Origin of the sequence: Pseudoalteromonas sp. BZK2, assembly GCF_014349195.1 — a bacterium.
Classification (GTDB): Bacteria; Pseudomonadota; Gammaproteobacteria; order Enterobacterales; family Alteromonadaceae; genus Pseudoalteromonas; species Pseudoalteromonas simplex.
Window position 1 is genome coordinate 105,623 of record NZ_JACSOG010000005.1, and the last position, 17,176, is coordinate 122,798.

Sequence of the window (17,176 nt, forward strand, 5' to 3'; positions counted from 1 at the left end):
CCCCCAATTTAATCCCCTGCTAGGGTAGGCATTGCCTACCCATTTTTTTAAACAAATTTGATCAATTAAGCATTATTGCAAATTGCTATCAGATCAGTTTTTTACTAACTAAACTACAAAATCATCACCGAAAAGCCACTCAACAGTAAAATAGACATAGTAAATACACTGACATGCTTCACCCATGAAACAGTAAAACTGTATAAAATCATGAGCATAAGCACACTTAAAGCCATATAGCCGCAAAACAGCAATGCGCCGTACCCAGCATCAGACAGCACACAAAGTACCAAACTTAGTAAAATACTGATCCAGCCACTGGCTAAAAAGCTATTTCGTTGTTTTTCGGTTAATTTCTTTTTAAATACATCACGGAAATGATTGAATTTTGCAAGCGCAAAACAATTAAACCCTAAAAAGCAGAGACTAAATTGCAGTAACTCCATCATCCTTGTTGCTCCTTTAACACCCTATTTTTACTTGGTTTTGCCTTGTTAATAACAGCTTTGTGACTAGCTATTTTTTTGCTTTGTAGTAAAAACAATACGCCAGCACAAATAAACGCACTATCAACACCGAATAAGGCCCATTGATTAGTTAGTAAATACGTGATCCAATTACCATCTGTTGTCAGTGCATTTACCACGGGCACGAGAAAGCAAGCTATTGCATTGAGCCATGCATTATAGCGCCAGTGGCGTTTTTCTATACTGCTCACAGCCGAAAGCGCCACCGCAAGCCAAGTTAAGAAAAACACGAGTATTTCTTTATCGGCACGCCCAGCTAACTCTAAAGGCAATAAACGATTAGCAATGAAGAACGCTGAAGTTGCTAGCGGTAAGCCCATTAAAGTTATTAAATTAAGACTTTCAACAAGCTTTAAACCAAAGCTTGGTTTTTGCTCTACTTTGAGCCTCTCGCGTAAGCGTTTTGCCCACATAATGCAGCCTGTAGCGATCATGGCACAGCCAGCTACGCCACAGAAAAAATACAACCAACGCAGCAACGGCTCGGCTAAACGACCGCTATGCAATGCCGTCATTGAGTCATAAAACTGCGCCGAAGCGCTCCAATCTTCGCCTGAGCTTGCTTCAAGTTCACCGGTAGCACCATTGAATAAATAGCGCGGCCCGTTATCAACAACCTCTTTGCCGGTTGCCAAATAAACCACGATTTGCGAGGAAGCAGTATTCGCATTTCTTACAAACACGTAGCTAATATCAGCATTCGGCGACTTAGTATAAATCTGATCTAATACATCTTTAATTGCCACCATTGGGCGCTGCTCTTCACTTGGTTTTGCACGCTTATTAACTGGTTGCGCCTCATTAAACATCTGCCGTACGCCATTTTCATAAACGGTTTCGGCAGGGTAGGGGAACAGCATAAAAATCAGTGTAATAATACCCGTGTAGGTGATCATGATATGAAATGGTAATGCCAGCACTGACGAAACATTGTGTGCATCGAGCCAGCTTCGGCTGCCTTTGTTTGCTCTAAAGCTAAACATATCTTTAAAAATACGTTTGTGGATCACGATGCCTGTTATAAGCGCTACCAACATAAATAATGAGGCTAAACAAACAATTATCCGTGCAGTAAATACATCTATGTAATGTAAATCAAAGTGTAAGCGATAGAAAAAGTTACCCCCCTTAGTTTCCCGAGGTTCGGGTAATTGCTCTAAGGTATTAGGGTCTAAATGTGAGTAGTTGAAAGGTGCTCGGCGCTGGCCTGGCTGTTTAGGCTCAGCAAACCCATAGCTTAAAACAGGGTTACGTGGCTCAGGTAAGTTTATCCGCCAAGATAATGAATTAGGTGCCTGTTGCTGTAATTGCGCAAACACATAATTAATTTGCTCGGCTTGAGACTGAACCCGTAGTGCTTGATGCTGAACATTGTGTGTTTCAGGTTTAGCCCAAATAGTGATTTCATCTTTAAAAAAGCTGATGGTGCCAGCAAAAAAGATTAAGAACAGTAACCAGCATACCAGCAAGCCAACCCAGGTATGAAGCCAAGTCATTGAGCGGAAAAAGCTCTCTTTCATAACCAATCCTTAATCAATGAAAGGGCCAGCAATTGCCCACCAGTTGTTAGTAAAATAGTGATCCAAACAGTCTTTAAAGACTTAACTGCAAACACCCAAATAAACACACAACAGTAAAAAAATACCGATAGAGTCGTGGTTAACAGCACGCTGTCGAGTTTATTAAGTGGTAATAACACAGCTAGTAATGAAATAAGCACACTGGTAAAGGCGTAACCACCAATGATGGCTGCAACGAAACGCAAAAACACAGCAACACGATAAGATAGGCTCACAGAGCGCTTTTTAGCTGTATTTTTAGGGCGATTGGTAGTCACTGCATCTAATGATTGAGAATGCATGATAATCCCTTAAAAAATAACACGAGAAGAAAACCCCGTATTATATCGCCGACAAACAGAAAAGATAGTAGTTATCATTTGCATGCACGTATTAAATAGTGAAACTGAACCAACTAAGTCGATCTGTTAGTAAAATAATGATCTGCTAGCTTTGTTCTGTGCAATATCATATGGTGTTAAGTAAATAAAAGGGAGCTGCAATGAAAACAATAGGCTTAATCGGTGGCATGAGTTGGGAGTCTACACAAAGTTACTACCAGCTTTTAAATCAAGGCATTAAAAACAAACTTGGGGGGTTGCATAGTGCCAAGATAGTGCTCGTTAGCCTCGATTTTGCCCACATAGCAGCACTACAACAGCAACAAGATTGGCCACAGATGGCCGAGATACTCATTAAGGCCGCTAAGCAAGTTGAAGCCGCGGGCGCGGATTATTTATTAATTTGTACCAACACGATGCATAAACTAGCTGAGCAAGTACAAGCTGCTGTTACAATTCCTTTATTACACATTGCAGATGCAGTTGGAGAAAACCTGATCCAGCATAGCTTTAAAAAAGTGGCTTTGTTGGGCACCCAATTCACTATGGAACAAGACTTTTACAAGCAACTCCTAGCAGATAAATTCGCCATAGACGTGTTAATTCCTGATGCACAGGGGCGTGAAACAGTGCATCGTGTGATTTATGATGAACTATGTAAAGGCGTTATCAAGGAAGAATCTAAAGCCGAGTATTTAACCATTATTGATAATCTAACTCAGCAAGGTGCTGAAGCCATTATTCTTGGTTGCACCGAAATAGCCTTATTAGTACAACAATCTGATACATCAATTCCACTACTTGATAGTACTGCTCTTCATTGCGCTATGGCGCTTGAGAATAGTTTAAATTAGGAGCTCACCATGTCGAACCACCATAGCCTAAATTATGTTGAATTTGCTGCTAAAGATTTAGCCGCAACAAAAGCATTTTTTCATCAGGTTTTTAAATGGCAATTTACCGACTATGGCCCTGAATACACGGCCTTTAGCGCTGAATCTGCGGGGCTTGATGGCGGGTTTTATCAAGCCCCATTAGCTAGCTTAACCAATAATGGCGGCGCGCTACTGGTGCTTTATTCAAATAATATTAAAGAGACGCAAGCGCAGGTAGAAAAACATGGTGGAACAATTATTAAGCCCTTGTTTGATTTTCCTGGAGGCTGTCGGTTTCACTTCACAGAGCCAAGTGGTAACGAGTTAGCAGTTTGGTCAAAACAAGCATAGATCATATTTTTACTAACTCATGAGTACTCAATCATTATTAGAACAAGTTAGTAAATGCGTGATCTGCGAACCTCATTTACCACTCGGAGCGCGGCCCGTTATTCAGTTTAATCCACAGGCTCGTATTTTAATTGCCGGTCAAGCGCCGGGGATTAAAGTGCATGAAAGTGGCAAACCTTTTAATGATGCAAGCGGGCAAAGGCTTCGCTCTTGGCTTGGTGTTACGAGTGATGAGTTTTACGATGACCACAATTTTGCTATCTTGCCGATGGGCTTTTGTTACCCGGGCAAAGGAAAATCAGGTGATTTACCGCCAAGAAAAGAGTGCGCGACTGCATGGCGTGAAAAGCTCTTAGCGCAACTAAATAATATTGAGCTCACCATTATCTTAGGTAAATACGCGCAGGCATATCATTTACCCCACACTAAGCAGCTGCCCTTAACTGAGTTAGTAAAATCGTGGCGTGAATATTGGCCAAATTACTTGCCACTTCCTCACCCAAGCCCTCGCAATAATATCTGGCTAAAGAAAAATCCGTGGTTTGAGCAACAAGTATTGCCTGAGCTTAATAGTAAAATGCGTGCAATTTTAGCAAGGTAGAAAATGAAAAATAACTTTTTTGCTGAAAACGGCTACTACCATGTAAAGGGGCTTTACACAGAGAGTGAGCTTAGTAAAGTAAGGCCAATTATCGATAAATTTCATCAACACTGGTTGCAAGAAAACCAATCTTTTTATCAATCTAGAGGTATTAATAGCTCAGGTTTGACTGGCGCTGCATGTTTAAGTGCTGAGGAAAAGTTTACTCTTTTTAAGTTTGTCAGCGCCAACACACTATTGAAACAGGTTAAAGGTATTGTTGCTGGTCCTCAGTTTATGAATACTCAACTATTCTTTAACCCATACAATCCCAAACAAGCTAACTATTGGCATCGAGATATGCAGTATCACTTAGAGCTTGATGCGCAAAAAGTAGCTCTTAACGGCCCTGAAGTACTACATTGCCGCGTTGCTTTTGAAGATGAACCAGGAATAGAACTAATACCGGGTAGCCATAAAAACTGGGATTCAGATGAAGAGTTAACAGTTAGATTAGAACAGCAGGGTGCTCGAAATAGTGACTCACTCGTTCGTGGTAAAAGTGTGGCACTCAAAAAAGGTGACTTACTCATATTTTCGGCAAACATGATCCATCGGGGCTTGTACGGCATGAATCGTTTCGCCCTTGATATTTTATACTTTGAACGTCATCCAAGCCTTAGCGAGTTTGTACAAACTGGATTTTTACCAACTGCAGAACAAAAGCTGCATCTAAAAAACGCTGTGGTATTCGAGTAAGCATAAAAAAAGCGGCTACCTAGCCGCTTTCTTTTCGTTTTGCAGTTACTGCAACATTGCGAACAATTCTTTTAACTGCGGCATATACTGCTTAACTAAGTTAACGTTACTTTCGCTAACATCTGCTGTTGCAGTACTTGCTTTAATACCTTCTAAAGCACCAGCCATTGAGCGAGTACCCGCATCAGATGATGATGCTGTAAGGCTTTGTAAACCACTCATTGCTTGGTTTACACGTTGCTTATTCTCTTCAGACATACCCGCTTTAAGGTTTTCTAAATACGCCATTGATACCTCTGAACCAACAGTAACTAACTGCTCAGGTGTGAAACCATATTGTTTGGTAAGGGCTGCAAACTCAGTGTAAAGCTCGTGTTCTTTAATGTGGCCTAATGCATTCATTACAGACGAACTGTCAACACCATCAGAACTACCTAACATACTACCTAGATTCAAACTATCCAGCTCAGGTTGGTTTTGTGACCAATTAACAACTGCAGGAAGGGCTTTAATGTAACGCTGTAGCTGATTTTCAGAAATATCTTCTGCGAAGCTAGAAAAACTCATCGCAAGTAGACTCATAGAAATAAGTAGTGCTTTCATCGTGATCTCCTTTCTTTCAAAATGGTTAGCAACCGGCGCAAATAGTCGAGCTATTATGTTTAGCCAATTACAAATGTTACAATACCTTTTTTACCATAGCTAACTGAACCTGATGTTAATTATTTCTAATACCGTCACAATTGATGAATGGGAACTCGACTTTAGTGCGATCCGCTCGCAAGGCGCGGGCGGGCAGAATGTCAACAAAGTGGCCACAGCTATTCACCTTCGCTTTGATATTAAACGCTCAAAGTTACCTGACTTTTACAAACAACGTTTACTTAATTTGAATGATTCTCGAATTACCAAAGAGGGCGTTATTGTTATTAAGTCGCAAAGTCATCGCACGCAAGAGATGAACAAAGAGGATGCGCTTAATCGTTTGAAAGAATTAATTCTTAATGCCACTCAAGTACAAAAGGCGCGAAGAGCGACAAAACCAAGCAAAAGCTCTCAGAGAAAACGCATGGACTCTAAAACGAAAAGAGGACAAACAAAAGTATTAAGAAAAAATGTAAAATTCTAACTTTCACATCAGAAGATCGTGTCAAAAATAAGCAGAACTGTAAAGAAGTGTAACTTGTTAACAAAGTTAATTGATGGTTAATCCTGCCGCGTCTATAATAGTCATACAATCTCACCATTAATGAAGGAGCCGCGTATGGGCCAGAAATCACGCATTGTTGCTGCAGCAATGATAACGCTGTCAGCTTTGCCTATGTCGAGTTTTGCTGTAGATTCATGGCAAGCCGGTAACGCGTATCCGCAAGGTAGTGAAACCTGTTACAACGAAATTCTTTATAAAGCCAGATGGTGGGCAACTCCAGGTGAAGAACCAGGTAGTTCACAATGGGGCGCTTGGGTTGCAGATGTCGCCTCAAAAACCTGCGTACAGAGTGTCGTAAAAAAACAAGATGATTTATTAAAGTCTTTACCGACCATTTTCGAATCAAATAACAATAAAAAAGGGAGTTCTGATTAACTCCCTTTTTAATCTTTACTCAAACGTGTGATGCCTTGTCATTTCAAAGCGATTTAAGATGTGATGCATTATATACACCGCACACAAGCTCAATAGTATTGCCACAGATACCGACGAAAAACGATACAGCGCGCTGTAAACCAGATCTTGCCCCGGCCCTAATGACTGGCCAAACAAAATACCAAATGTGGTAATAATACCAAAACCAACACCCGGAATACCGCCACCAATTATGTGATAACGACTAAAGATAAAGGTCAAAATCCACAGAATTAACGCAGGAAATATTAAAATATCGGTATGGTTATACAAAAATAACTGTGCCACTAACGCTAAGTTACAACCAATTAAGGTGCCTATCGCACGTTGCCACGCGGCCATACCCGCTGCTTTCCAGCACAACGAAAACAATATCAGTACCGAGGCCGCTTGAGCTGAAATTGAATCTTGTAAATCGAAGACCTGAAATACAACGAATGACAAGGTAGCTACAGTTGAGCACAGTAATACTTCGTGGCGCACACTTTCTTTTGCTTTTTCTGGCATTACCCGACCTTGGCGTGGTGCTACATCAGGAAATAAACCATGCATTAGCATCGAGAACACCACTGTGACCACAACGGCAACAGCGTTACTAATGATCAACGGATAAATACTCACTCCACTGCCAGTGTAGGTCGAAAAGTGCAATTGAATCGACAAGCTTACCACTGTTGTGGCACCAAATAAAAAGTTAGCACCACGGCTCATTTGATAAAACAAAAAAGCAAATGCGATAAAGCACATCATTGTCATAACAACAGGCAGGTGTGAAAACAAACCTTGTACAACCAATACGAACAGCGCACTGAACACCGCGCCTGCATAAAACTGACGAATAATATGCATGTTAAGCACAGGCACTAAACCGAGCAATAGCATAGGGTAAACAGTAAAAAAGATGCCATTAGGCCAGTTCATCAATTTTGCCAGTGTAAACCCTAGTGCTGAGCCCGTAGCAATGCGTAGCGCTTGGCGTAAGCCGTTACCATCGAGTTGCAATACTGACATAACTCACCCAGCCTTAGTAAATGAAGTGCAGAACACTAATGAAGCGAATTTGCATGCTTGCAAACCAGCTACCGATGCTAGAGTCAGGCAGAAGTTGCACAGTTGCACGCGCACCACTTGGAAATTTAGCCAACATCTGGTGTTCATCTAGTTGAATATGGATACGTTGACGCTGTGCATCTCGTACCCAACGGTTGCTGCTTTCAGTAGCACTGAGTAAACCGTTCGCGTTAAGCTGACCATCACTGACACCCGCTTCAAAACTAATAATTTTGCCAGTAAACACTTTGCCCGGTAGCGCATCAAAGCTGACTTTTGCAGTACTACCAACTTGTACGTGAACTAAAGACTTTTCACGAAAATCAGCCACTAAATCAGCTTTATTAGCAACAATCGCCATTAACGGCTGGCCCTTATTAGCATAGGTACCTGGTGTTACTTGTAAGTTTGCTGTTTTACCGTCGGTATCGGCTGTCACTGTGGTGTACGACAGGTTTAGTTTCGCTTGTTCAAGCTGGTTTTGAGCATGACGAAGCGCTAAATTATCATCTCCCATTTTACCACGCGCTAATTTAGCCTCGCTAAGCTGGGCTTCAATTGCAGCAACATTGGCTTTGCTTGATTGATAGTTTGCATTGATAGTTTCGTACTCTTGCTCTGAAATAGAGCGCTTTTTCAATAACGACTCACCACGTTCGAACAGTAATGTTTGTTCATGCAGCTTAGCTTGAGCAGCTGCAAGCTGTGCTTCTATTGCCTTCACACTGCTATCTAAACGTTGGTTTTGTAGTTTTGCATCATCATATGCAAGTTCAGCTTGTTGCACGGCAAGCTCAAAAGGCTCGTCATTAATCTTAAACAAGGCTTGCTGTTTTTCGACGGCTTGATTATTGGTGACAAGTACGTCAGTCACGCGACCACTTACCTGCGGGGTCACTTGCACAACCGGATGATACACACGGGCCTGCGGTGTAACAGGCATATACAAATCGGCAATCACAAAATATAAAAATAAAACAATAAAACCCGCTAAAGAGATTTTTACGTAACGGGCAAACTTTTGATCTGGTGTCATAACGTTACTTATCTCCTGAATAATGGCGGATACACTGGCGAGCATTCTGTTCCATCTGAATTAAACCATGCGCCATGGTATCGAGTTGCTCAGTGGTTAAGTCGGCATAAAGATGCTGTTTCACATCAGCAATAATCACCTGCAATGTGTCTAACAATTGTAGACCTTGCTCAGTAAAGTACAGACGTTTACTGCGTTTATCTTCAGCGTCAGCTTTGCGAGCAATAATCTCTTGTTGCTCAAGCTGCTTAATCGTACGAGTGAGTGAAGGCATTTCAATGCCTAAGCTATTTGCTAACTCTTGTTGCGTACAACCTTGGTTTAAATGAAACAGGTGCATCATCGCGGTCCAGCGAGATTGGGTAAGACCCAAAGGCTCAACCGCCAAAGTGACAGCATCGCGACATAAACGATGCACACGGCCCATACTGCCGCATAATGTTAAATCAAGAGTTTCGTGAAAAGGGGGAGTGGAAGACATGATGCGCTCCATTTACTTAGCATGCTAAGTATTTTAATGTAGTTAGCATGCTAAGTAAATATTAGTGCAATTAATTAAATAGATAGCTTTGTTCGATAAAAGCGAACAACTGCAAAAGTTATCTACCTAATCACACTACTTAGTAATTAACTCTTTGATATGGCTTTCATAGAGGTCTAATTTATCAGCAACAAATCCTGTGTGTTGGAACCGTACTACGCCTTCTTTATCGATTAAAAAGCTGCTCGGCATCCCTTTAAGTTGGTATTGCCTGCCAATAACAGCGTCTGGGTCATAAATAATATTAAAGTTCACTGCAAACTCAGTTAAAAAAGCATCGGCATCACTGCGCTCAACATCAATGTTTACAGCAATCACTTTAAGCCCTTGCTGTTGATACTTGCTCTGCATGGCTATAAACCAAGGAAATGACCGTCGACACGGGCTGCACCAAGACGCCCAGAAATCGAGTAACACGACTTGCCCTTTGTATTGATTCAATAGTTGAGACAATTGCTGCTGACTTGCAGCTAAAGGAGGGGGTGAAGGGTGCTCTGCCATAGCAGCAGGGCTGGTAAATAAAAGGCATGCAATTAAGGCGTATTTGATCATTGATAATTTAATAAATTCGCTGGTGAATATTGGTCAGTGAGCACCTTGATATCCGCTGGCCAATCTTGATTACCCTTAGTATAAAACAAATGCTCGCTGAGTAACTGCAAATCAACGTCGTAAGGGCTTAACTTACTTGCTAACTTGTTGGCGCGCTCAGTTAACTGTTGCTGGCTAGGCATAGTCTCGAAGCCAGCTAAAATAATGCGATTAGAGTTTTCATCGGTCACAACATTCACAAAGTCACCAAACACATCGAAGTAAGTTGCCGACTCATGCTGGTATAACTTGCTTGATGAAAAGGTATTTGCAGCGACAATTCCGCCATCAGCTAAAACACTTTTTACTTCTGCAAAAAATTCCTTAGTGAGGAGGTGTTCAGGGATATAATCGCCATTAAAGGCATCAAGAACAATCCAATCGTACTTTTGTTTTTTAAATGCGGCGCGTTTAATGAAAATACGGCCATCTTGCACTTTTGACGTCACGTTATCGGTTTCTACAAAGCTAAAATAATCACGGGCAACTTTTATTACCGCAGGGTCAATTTCGACATTTTCGATATGAGCACTCGGGTAAAGCTCATGAATGGTATTAGATAGCGTGCCACCACCTAAGCCAATGATTAATACATTTTGAGGGTTATCAATAAATAATAAGCTTGCAAACGTCATTTTGGTGTAATTAAACACCAGCTTTTTAGGCTTACTCTCATACATACAGCTTTGCGTACTTTTACGGGTTTTTTCGTTGAATTTTAAACACAGTAAATCGCCAGTCTTCTCCACTAAAATATTGCGATAAAGCGAGCGCTCTTTATGTATTACTTCGGCTAAGCTGCTAAAAGGCAATGTCATGAGTAAACAAAGCATTAAGATTCTAAACATACAGCACGCTCCTTTGTTTTAATTTGACTAACAACAATTGCAAGCAAACCAAGCGCGCCTAAAACCGCTGCAAAGGTTTTAATGATGTCGTTAACATCAAACGCTAGCACCATATAAAAAGAGGTAATAATCGTGCCAAGGGCGCTTCCTAGGGTGCTCACAAAATACAAACCACCGGCAACCTGGCCACTTTTTTCATGATCGGTAACCAATAATCGCACTGAGTAAGGTGAGATCATGCCGAGTATTGTTGTAGGAATAAAAAACAACGCCGTTGATGCCAATAACGAGCCGTAGCGACTGTCTTCAATATGGGTGAAAATAAAAGTCATAATTGGCTCAGCAAACAATACAATTGGCACCACCATAATGCTTGCTACAAAGAAAATGAGTCCATATTTAGTTAACGAAGGATTGCGAGTAGAGAGCTTGCCGCCAAGTAAATAGCCGATAGATAAGCTCAACATAAAGACGGTGATAATACTGCCCCATATATGCACACTACTACCAAAATATGGCGCTAAAATTCGCCCGCCTAACAGCTCAATTCCCATAATACAAAAGCCACTACTAAAGGCTAAAAAGTAGATAAGCGCATTGATTTTATTCATTAAACACCCGCTGATTTTGTTGTTATTTTACCCATCTTAACCTGATGCAGATAAGGATGCCATGACTGTTTTTTAAGCTGTAAAGGCCGTTGACAAAATATAGTCTTTTTTAAAATAAATAATTAAAAAGGCTAGGTTAAAGTACACATGCTCTGGTATTTTACTGGGAACAAATTAAGCAAGGATAAATGCAATGGATCAGCAAGTAACACACATCAATATCGACAACCCGACAACTTTATTTGGTCTCAAAGTTCGCACCTGCAATATGAATGAAATGAGTGGCGAAGGTGCCAAAATAGCTGGCTTATGGCAGCAGTTTTATACAGACATAGCGCCAAAATTAACCCCATCTAGCCAAGTTTATGGCGTTTACACTCATTATGAATCTGATGTCACAGGGGAGTTTGATGTCTTTGCGTGTACTGACATGGAAGTCACGTCATCAGAGATAGAACAAACGACACTCGCCACAGGTAACTATCTTCGCTTTAGTGGCAAAGGAGCAATGCCACAAACCGTTATCGATGTTTGGGGTCAAGTTTGGCAGTACTTTAGTAATGAACAGTGCCCGCATATTCGAGCATATAAAACTGACTATGAGTTTTATAAAAGCAGTGAAGAAGTTGAGGTATTCATTTCGGTTGAATAACACTAAACCCATTTTTTAGTGTAAAGCCCCATTACAAAATAAGCCGCTTGTTGCGGCTTTGTTGTGTATATTAATTGGCGTATCTCAGCGCTAATTGCTCTGCTTTAGCATAGGCATTAGTCAAAGAGCGTTGGTGTCTTTGGTCGTTAAATTCTTGATACTCACAGGCTATTTCATCAATATGCTGAACACCTAAATACTTACTCAAGGTTTTAATGTGTGGCACTAAGTGGCTCATACTCTCGCGTATACCACCTACCTCAAAGCCAAACTCACCCGTTGAGGTTATAACCAGCAAACGTTTACCAGTTAACAAGGGTTGCAAAGGGAAATCTCCCCGCTGCAAGTCAAAATCAAACGTTTTATTGATCCTAACGATTTGATCAAACCATGCTTTTAATTGTGCAGGCATGCCATAGTTATACATAGGCGTTGATATCACGATGGTATCAGCCTTAACCAACTCATTTATCAATTCATCTGATTCGGCCAGTACTTCTTTTTGCTCTAGCGTTAACTTATTGGCAGGCGTAAACACAGCACCAATCCAAGATTGATTAATAAATGAAGGTGGATTCATTCCAACATCACGATAAATATACTCAGCTATAGCATTATTTTGCTGTAAGTGATTTACAAATTTCTTAGCAATATTTTTAGAGATTGAGTCGTGGTTAGGGTTTGCATTTTTAGCCGAACGTACACTAGCATCAATGTGTAATAGAGTGCTCATAAGTAAATACCTCATTAGTTAATGTGTTGGTATCATCAATAAATGAAGGCTATTTAACAAACGAGTTATTATTCACTATAAGTAAGTTATACTCATCTATAAATTTAGGTGGGTTCAACTATGCATATATCATTACAAGCTTTAAAAGCCTTTGAATCAGCTGCGCGATTAGGTAGCTTTAAAGCAGCCGCCGCTGAGCTTGCGATTACGCCTACAGCGGTATCGCACCACATTGCAAATCTAGAAAGCCGCTTGAATACAGATTTATTTCATCGCGAAGTGAGAAAGATTACCTTAACTCAATCAGGCGAGTACCTGAGTCAAAACACAACTAGCGGCTTTAAACTTATTTTTACGGCAATTGAACAATTGAGCCAAGCAAATAATCAAGTACGCATCACCACAACATCGTCTCTAGCAGCCCTAAGGTTAATACCCGCTTTAGATGAGCTAAATAGCGAAAAACCACATTTACAGCTCGATATATCAACCAGTGAAACTTTAGATAAGCAACTGCATACCTTGCCTGTTCGGCTAGGAAATAGTGAGGAAGTAAACAAAGCAGATATCATCAAATATGAGCGCTTTGATATGTTTGCGGCAAACGCGCAACAAAGTGCCCCTTGGCTTGATAAACAGGTTACTTTATACACCAGCCAATGGAAAAATAATGCCCTACCAGCCCCACCATTAACGCAGTGGCTAAAAGTAAATAACCTAAGTGATTCATGTTTCAAGGTAAAAACATTCGATCAAGAGCTGTTTGGTATAAATCAGGTGCTCGCCAATAAAGGTGTAGTGTTTTGCTCAAAAACCTTAGTACAACCTTACCTAGATGCAGGGTTACTAACATCGTTTAATAACCAAGAAGTTGAATCAAAACTGTGTTACTACATTCCCGAAAAATCTCGCTTCGAAACATCAGCACATAACGCTGTGATTGAATGGCTTGAGCGGTTACTAACTTAAAAATGTAAAAGTAAACATCATTTAAATTATAAAGTTTTTAATGAACCATAAAAAGCAGCTAGAAACAGAGTTAGTTAATTGGTTTAACGCCTATTTGTAGCTTTGTTTTTCGTCATTACTGAGCCATATCAAAATGATTAAAAACGAATAAATGCACTCTTATTACTCTTTTTAAAGTTCATTCCCCCTAATAAGTGCTACGTTTAAATAGTAATAAATACATAACCCCTTTAACTCGCGTTTTAGTGCATAGTTGTATACTGCTTATTGAGCTAAAACCTATTTTCAAAATGGAACGATAAGAGCCATATTATGTATGAATCACTCTTAAAATGGGGCTTAGATAGCCTTGCTAAATTTGCTGGGGCAAAAGGGCAATATGAGTTAACCATACTGGTAGAAGCTATAAAAACAAAGAATACAATGATTATCGAACGATATAAGCAGTCGTGGGTATTAAATGAGAAGTTGTCTGATTTAATTATTGACGTGGAAGTTGATTTAGACTCCTTCGTCCAAAATTCAAAAGAAACTGACGGCTCTTGGAAGTCTGCTCGTCAGTTTCTTGGTTCACTGAAGTCTGAGTTTCACCCTAAATATTACCGTAAGTTATTAAAATTAAGAGCAGGGTTTGAAGGAACAAATGACATTCTTTCTGCTTATACGTTTATATTTCTAGATATTTTTAATCTTGAGTACTTAGTTGCTTACAGTAAAGATAAGCAAAAATATTCTAGAGGTGAAATATGTCGGTGTTATCGAAGACTATGGACAATGTATGGGGAAATCATTTCTTCGATAATCAGAATCAGCTCTGGAGATTTAAGATTTTGGGTAACTGATATTCCTTATATTCGACATGCTGATAATTGGGCTAAATTTGATCTTGAACAATTTAAGCACATCTATCCTCGAGTCAGTTGGTGCAACAAGCGATTTTATATTTCCTTAGAATCAAAAAAAGGGCTAGATAAATTTTGGTATGAACTTGCAGAACATCATAACAATAATAGAGAGTTAGCTAAGAAGAAACAGAATTCTGATTAAAATGCTTATTTTCTGTAACGGGGGTTTACAGTTTGCATAAAAAAACCGCAGCTTAACCTCTAAGCTGCGGTATTTTTTATAGAGCATATTTACTTGTTAAGTAAATGCTTTTCGAAGAAGTTAGCCATCATAGTGTGATAGTGCAGGGTAGTGCCTTTACCTTCTCGTAGGCTGTGAGAACGGTTCGGGTAAGAGAAAAACTCGAACTGTTTATTGTGCTTAACTAATTCGTTAATTAAGCGCTCTGAGCCTTGGTAGTGAACGTTATCATCTCCTGTACCGTGGATCAGTAGCAACTTACCTTGCAGGTCTTTTGCAAAGCTGATCGGAGACGTGTTGTCGTAACTTTCAGGATCAGTATTAGGGTTACCTGCATAGCGCTCTTGGTAGATAGTATCGTACAAGCGAATATCTGGCACTGGGGCAGAGGCAATACCCACTTTATATCTATCACCGTGGCGGAATAACAAATTAAGCGTTGAACTACCACCACCTGAGTGACCCCATACACCAACACGGTCGGTATCAATGACATCCCAACGTTTTGCCATTGCATCAAGGGCGTCAACTTGGTCACGTACGGTAATAGAGCCTATTTTTTTGTAGATAGACTTACGCCAATCTCTGCCTTTTGGTGCGCGCGTGCCGCGGTTATCAACTGAGGCAACAATAAAGCCTTGCTGAGTTAGATACGACTTGTATAAGTAACTGTTACCTTCCCAGCGATCTTGTACTGTTGAGCCCCACGGCTCACCGTAAACATAGAAAACGATTGGGTATTTTTTACTTTTATCCATATTCGCTGGGAACATGATGTAACCATCAAGCTCAACACCATCGCGCGCATTAACCGTAAAGAACTCGTGAGTCGGTAACTGCTCAGTCGCTAATTTCTCTTTTAATGCTTTGTTCTCAACTAAGGTTTTCACATTGCTGTGATCGCTTACTTTGATGATCTCTTTCATTGGTGGGGTGCCAAATTTAGAGAAGGTATGCATCGCCCAAGAGGTGTCTTTAGACATGTAATAGCTGTTTGAGCCATCGAATGACGCAGGCGTTACGCGCACCGGTTTAGTGCTACCATCAAGCGAGGTACGGAATAAATAACGCTGGCCTGGATCATCCGGTGATGCAGTAAAGTACATAACGTTTTTATCTTCGTTGAGCGCTAACATATCTATGATGTCGTACTCGCCCGGTGTTAAATCAACAACCGTTTCGCCATCGCGAGATACACGGTACAAATGACGCCAGCCATCACGCTCACTATGCCAAATAAAGAACTTACCGTCTTTTGACCAGTTTGCTTTATAAAACCACTCAATAAAGGCATCGTCTTTATCTTCAAGAATTTTAGTCAGCTGCTGTTTTTGCCAGTCGAATAACCAAACCTTGTTGTGGCTTTGCGGACGGTTAAGATCTTGTATCATCAAAGATTCACCTGTGCCTGCCCAGCTAATACGTGGAATATAACGATCGCGATTATCGCCACCTAGTTCAGCCCAACGGGTTTTCTTGTCATTAAGACTAACCACACCCACTTTAACCGCTGAGTTCATCTCGCCGGCTTTTGGATACGGGAATTCTTTAAGGGTAGGGTAGAGATCATCGGTGTTATTGATCATGGTGAAGTATTTAACGCCACTGGTATCAAGCTGCCAATAGGCAATTGATTTATTGTCTGGACTCCAGCGGAAACCATCACGAATAGTAAATTCTTCTTCGTATACCCAATCAAAATTACCATTAACAATGGTGTCGTTACCGTCAGTGGTTAAAGCAGTCACAGCCTTGCTGCCGACTTTTTCCATGTAGATGTTGTTATCACGCACATAAGCGACTTTTGAGCTATCTGGTGAAAACTTAGCAAACATCAGCTTTTTCGCTTCGATGTTTTCACCACCTAACTGATATAGCGAATCAGTTTCGAGGTTTAAAAGCCAAAAATCACCACGGCTACGTGAACGCCATACTTGCTCGCCATTGGTAAAAACCATCAGCCATTTACCATCTTTAGACCATTGGTAGCTTTCAACGGTGAGTGGCTCTTTATCACCTTTGGGAATTAATTTTTCGTAGCTAACAAGTACCTTACGACCCGTGCCATCGGCGTTATAAAATACAATATCATTGCCTTTTACACCGTGCTCATCGTCTTCAGCTTTGTCGTCTTGGTTGTTTTTATCGCTTTCGCGCTCTTCAAGTACCGTATAACCAGTACCATCATCGAGCCACGTAAAATAGGTACTACGCTCAGCTTTAAAGTCTTTTTCTTTATAAATTTGTTCAAGCGAGAGCGGATTAGCCGTTGCGTTCACTGTTGCTGATTGGGTGCTCGCTTGCTCTGTCGTTGAGCATGCCTGCAAACCTAAACCCGCAACCACAGCAAACGCAAGGGTTGATGTTTTTATTAAGTTCATTTTGTTGTTCCTAGGTTTTAACTTACCTAGCGTACCAAAATAAGCTTATAAAATCTGAGCCT

21 protein-coding genes are annotated in these 17,176 nt (G+C 40.6%); 9 read left to right on the top strand and 12 right to left on the bottom strand.

Going from position 1 to position 17,176, the window contains the following annotated elements; genetic code table 11:
* Positions 1–113: 113 nt before the first annotated feature.
* Genes BIZ38_RS04630 through BIZ38_RS04640 form a run of 3 tightly spaced genes read right to left on the bottom strand, consistent with a single transcriptional unit; the run spans position 114 to position 2,388 of the window.
* Positions 114–449: a DUF3325 domain-containing protein gene (locus BIZ38_RS04630; RefSeq protein ID WP_054553366.1), complete on the bottom strand. Its 336-nt coding sequence runs from the start codon at positions 447–449 to the stop codon at positions 114–116.
* On the bottom strand, positions 446–2,047 hold the full coding sequence (locus BIZ38_RS04635) for a PepSY-associated TM helix domain-containing protein (RefSeq protein WP_187489694.1): 1,602 nt from the start codon (positions 2,045–2,047) through the stop codon (positions 446–448). The genes BIZ38_RS04630 and BIZ38_RS04635 overlap by 4 nt, the downstream gene beginning before the upstream one ends.
* Positions 2,044–2,388 carry a hypothetical protein gene (locus tag BIZ38_RS04640; protein ID WP_206004023.1) on the bottom strand — a complete coding sequence of 115 codons (345 nt, stop codon included), beginning with the start codon at positions 2,386–2,388 and terminating at the stop codon, positions 2,044–2,046. The genes BIZ38_RS04635 and BIZ38_RS04640 overlap by 4 nt, the downstream gene beginning before the upstream one ends.
* Positions 2,389–2,588: 200 nt before the next feature.
* Between BIZ38_RS04640 and BIZ38_RS04645 the strand changes: the two genes are divergently transcribed.
* The 4 genes from BIZ38_RS04645 to BIZ38_RS04660 are packed head-to-tail and all read left to right on the top strand — an operon-like array spanning position 2,589 to position 4,992.
* A complete protein-coding gene (locus BIZ38_RS04645; protein ID WP_187489695.1) occupies positions 2,589–3,281 on the top strand; it encodes an aspartate/glutamate racemase family protein in 693 nt (230 codons plus the stop codon).
* 9 nt (positions 3,282–3,290) lie between these two features.
* Positions 3,291–3,653: a VOC family protein gene (locus BIZ38_RS04650; RefSeq protein WP_054553363.1), complete on the top strand. Its 363-nt coding sequence runs from the start codon at positions 3,291–3,293 to the stop codon at positions 3,651–3,653.
* Between the two features lie 19 nt (positions 3,654–3,672).
* Positions 3,673–4,254 (top strand): uracil-DNA glycosylase family protein, encoded by a 582-nt coding sequence (locus BIZ38_RS04655; protein WP_187489696.1) that lies wholly within the window; start codon positions 3,673–3,675, stop codon positions 4,252–4,254.
* Positions 4,255–4,257: 3 nt separating this feature from the next.
* Entirely contained in the window at positions 4,258–4,992 is a 735-nt protein-coding gene (locus BIZ38_RS04660) for a phytanoyl-CoA dioxygenase family protein (protein ID WP_187489697.1), read from the top strand.
* 45 nt (positions 4,993–5,037) lie between these two features.
* Here the strand turns inward: BIZ38_RS04660 and BIZ38_RS04665 are convergent, their stop codons facing one another.
* Positions 5,038–5,595, bottom strand: coding sequence for a short-chain dehydrogenase (locus BIZ38_RS04665; protein WP_166338191.1), 558 nt, complete (start codon positions 5,593–5,595; stop codon positions 5,038–5,040).
* A gap of 112 nt (positions 5,596–5,707) precedes the next feature.
* On the opposite strand from BIZ38_RS04665, the gene arfB reads away from it, so the two are divergent.
* Both arfB and BIZ38_RS04675 read left to right on the top strand, forming a co-directional pair.
* On the top strand, positions 5,708–6,121 hold the full coding sequence (gene arfB / locus BIZ38_RS04670; protein WP_138617194.1) for an alternative ribosome rescue aminoacyl-tRNA hydrolase ArfB: 414 nt from the start codon (positions 5,708–5,710) through the stop codon (positions 6,119–6,121).
* A 135-nt stretch (positions 6,122–6,256) separates the two neighbouring features.
* Positions 6,257–6,577, top strand: coding sequence for a hypothetical protein (locus BIZ38_RS04675; RefSeq protein WP_138617196.1), 321 nt, complete (start codon positions 6,257–6,259; stop codon positions 6,575–6,577).
* Positions 6,578–6,592: 15 nt separating this feature from the next.
* On the opposite strand, the gene BIZ38_RS04680 is transcribed toward BIZ38_RS04675, so the two are convergent.
* From BIZ38_RS04680 to BIZ38_RS04705, 6 genes are all read right to left on the bottom strand, one after another.
* Positions 6,593–7,627, bottom strand: coding sequence for a DUF2955 domain-containing protein (locus tag BIZ38_RS04680; RefSeq protein WP_138599757.1), 1,035 nt, complete (start codon positions 7,625–7,627; stop codon positions 6,593–6,595).
* 13 nt (positions 7,628–7,640) lie between these two features.
* Positions 7,641–8,702, bottom strand: a complete 1,062-nt coding sequence (locus BIZ38_RS04685; RefSeq protein ID WP_187489698.1) for an HlyD family secretion protein — start codon at positions 8,700–8,702, stop codon at positions 7,641–7,643.
* A gap of 4 nt (positions 8,703–8,706) precedes the next feature.
* Positions 8,707–9,183: a MarR family winged helix-turn-helix transcriptional regulator gene (locus BIZ38_RS04690; RefSeq protein WP_054553355.1), complete on the bottom strand. Its 477-nt coding sequence runs from the start codon at positions 9,181–9,183 to the stop codon at positions 8,707–8,709.
* 135 nt (positions 9,184–9,318) lie between these two features.
* Entirely contained in the window at positions 9,319–9,795 is a 477-nt protein-coding gene (locus tag BIZ38_RS04695; RefSeq protein ID WP_262387555.1) for a TlpA disulfide reductase family protein, read from the bottom strand.
* Positions 9,792–10,682, bottom strand: coding sequence for a spermidine synthase (locus BIZ38_RS04700; RefSeq protein ID WP_187489699.1), 891 nt, complete (start codon positions 10,680–10,682; stop codon positions 9,792–9,794). The genes BIZ38_RS04695 and BIZ38_RS04700 overlap by 4 nt, the downstream gene beginning before the upstream one ends.
* Positions 10,667–11,293 (bottom strand): fused MFS/spermidine synthase, encoded by a 627-nt coding sequence (locus tag BIZ38_RS04705; protein ID WP_054553353.1) that lies wholly within the window; start codon positions 11,291–11,293, stop codon positions 10,667–10,669. Before BIZ38_RS04705 ends, BIZ38_RS04700 begins: the two co-directional genes overlap by 16 nt.
* Before the next feature lie 193 nt (positions 11,294–11,486).
* Between BIZ38_RS04705 and BIZ38_RS04710 the strand changes: the two genes are divergently transcribed.
* Positions 11,487–11,945 (top strand): GyrI-like domain-containing protein, encoded by a 459-nt coding sequence (locus BIZ38_RS04710; RefSeq protein ID WP_187489700.1) that lies wholly within the window; start codon positions 11,487–11,489, stop codon positions 11,943–11,945.
* A gap of 70 nt (positions 11,946–12,015) precedes the next feature.
* Here BIZ38_RS04710 and BIZ38_RS04715 read toward each other — a convergent pair whose 3' ends face one another.
* A complete protein-coding gene (locus BIZ38_RS04715) occupies positions 12,016–12,678 on the bottom strand; it encodes an FMN-dependent NADH-azoreductase (protein WP_187489701.1) in 663 nt (220 codons plus the stop codon).
* 120 nt (positions 12,679–12,798) lie between these two features.
* On the opposite strand from BIZ38_RS04715, the gene BIZ38_RS04720 reads away from it, so the two are divergent.
* On the top strand, positions 12,799–13,647 hold the full coding sequence (locus BIZ38_RS04720; RefSeq protein ID WP_187489702.1) for a LysR family transcriptional regulator: 849 nt from the start codon (positions 12,799–12,801) through the stop codon (positions 13,645–13,647).
* Positions 13,648–13,959: 312 nt separating this feature from the next.
* Complete coding sequence (locus tag BIZ38_RS04725) at positions 13,960–14,694, top strand: hypothetical protein (protein WP_138617213.1); 735 nt, start codon at positions 13,960–13,962, stop codon at positions 14,692–14,694.
* Positions 14,695–14,783: 89 nt separating this feature from the next.
* Here the strand turns inward: BIZ38_RS04725 and BIZ38_RS04730 are convergent, their stop codons facing one another.
* Positions 14,784–17,114, bottom strand: coding sequence for a S9 family peptidase (locus BIZ38_RS04730; RefSeq protein WP_187489703.1), 2,331 nt, complete (start codon positions 17,112–17,114; stop codon positions 14,784–14,786).
* Positions 17,115–17,176 lie beyond the last annotated feature (62 nt).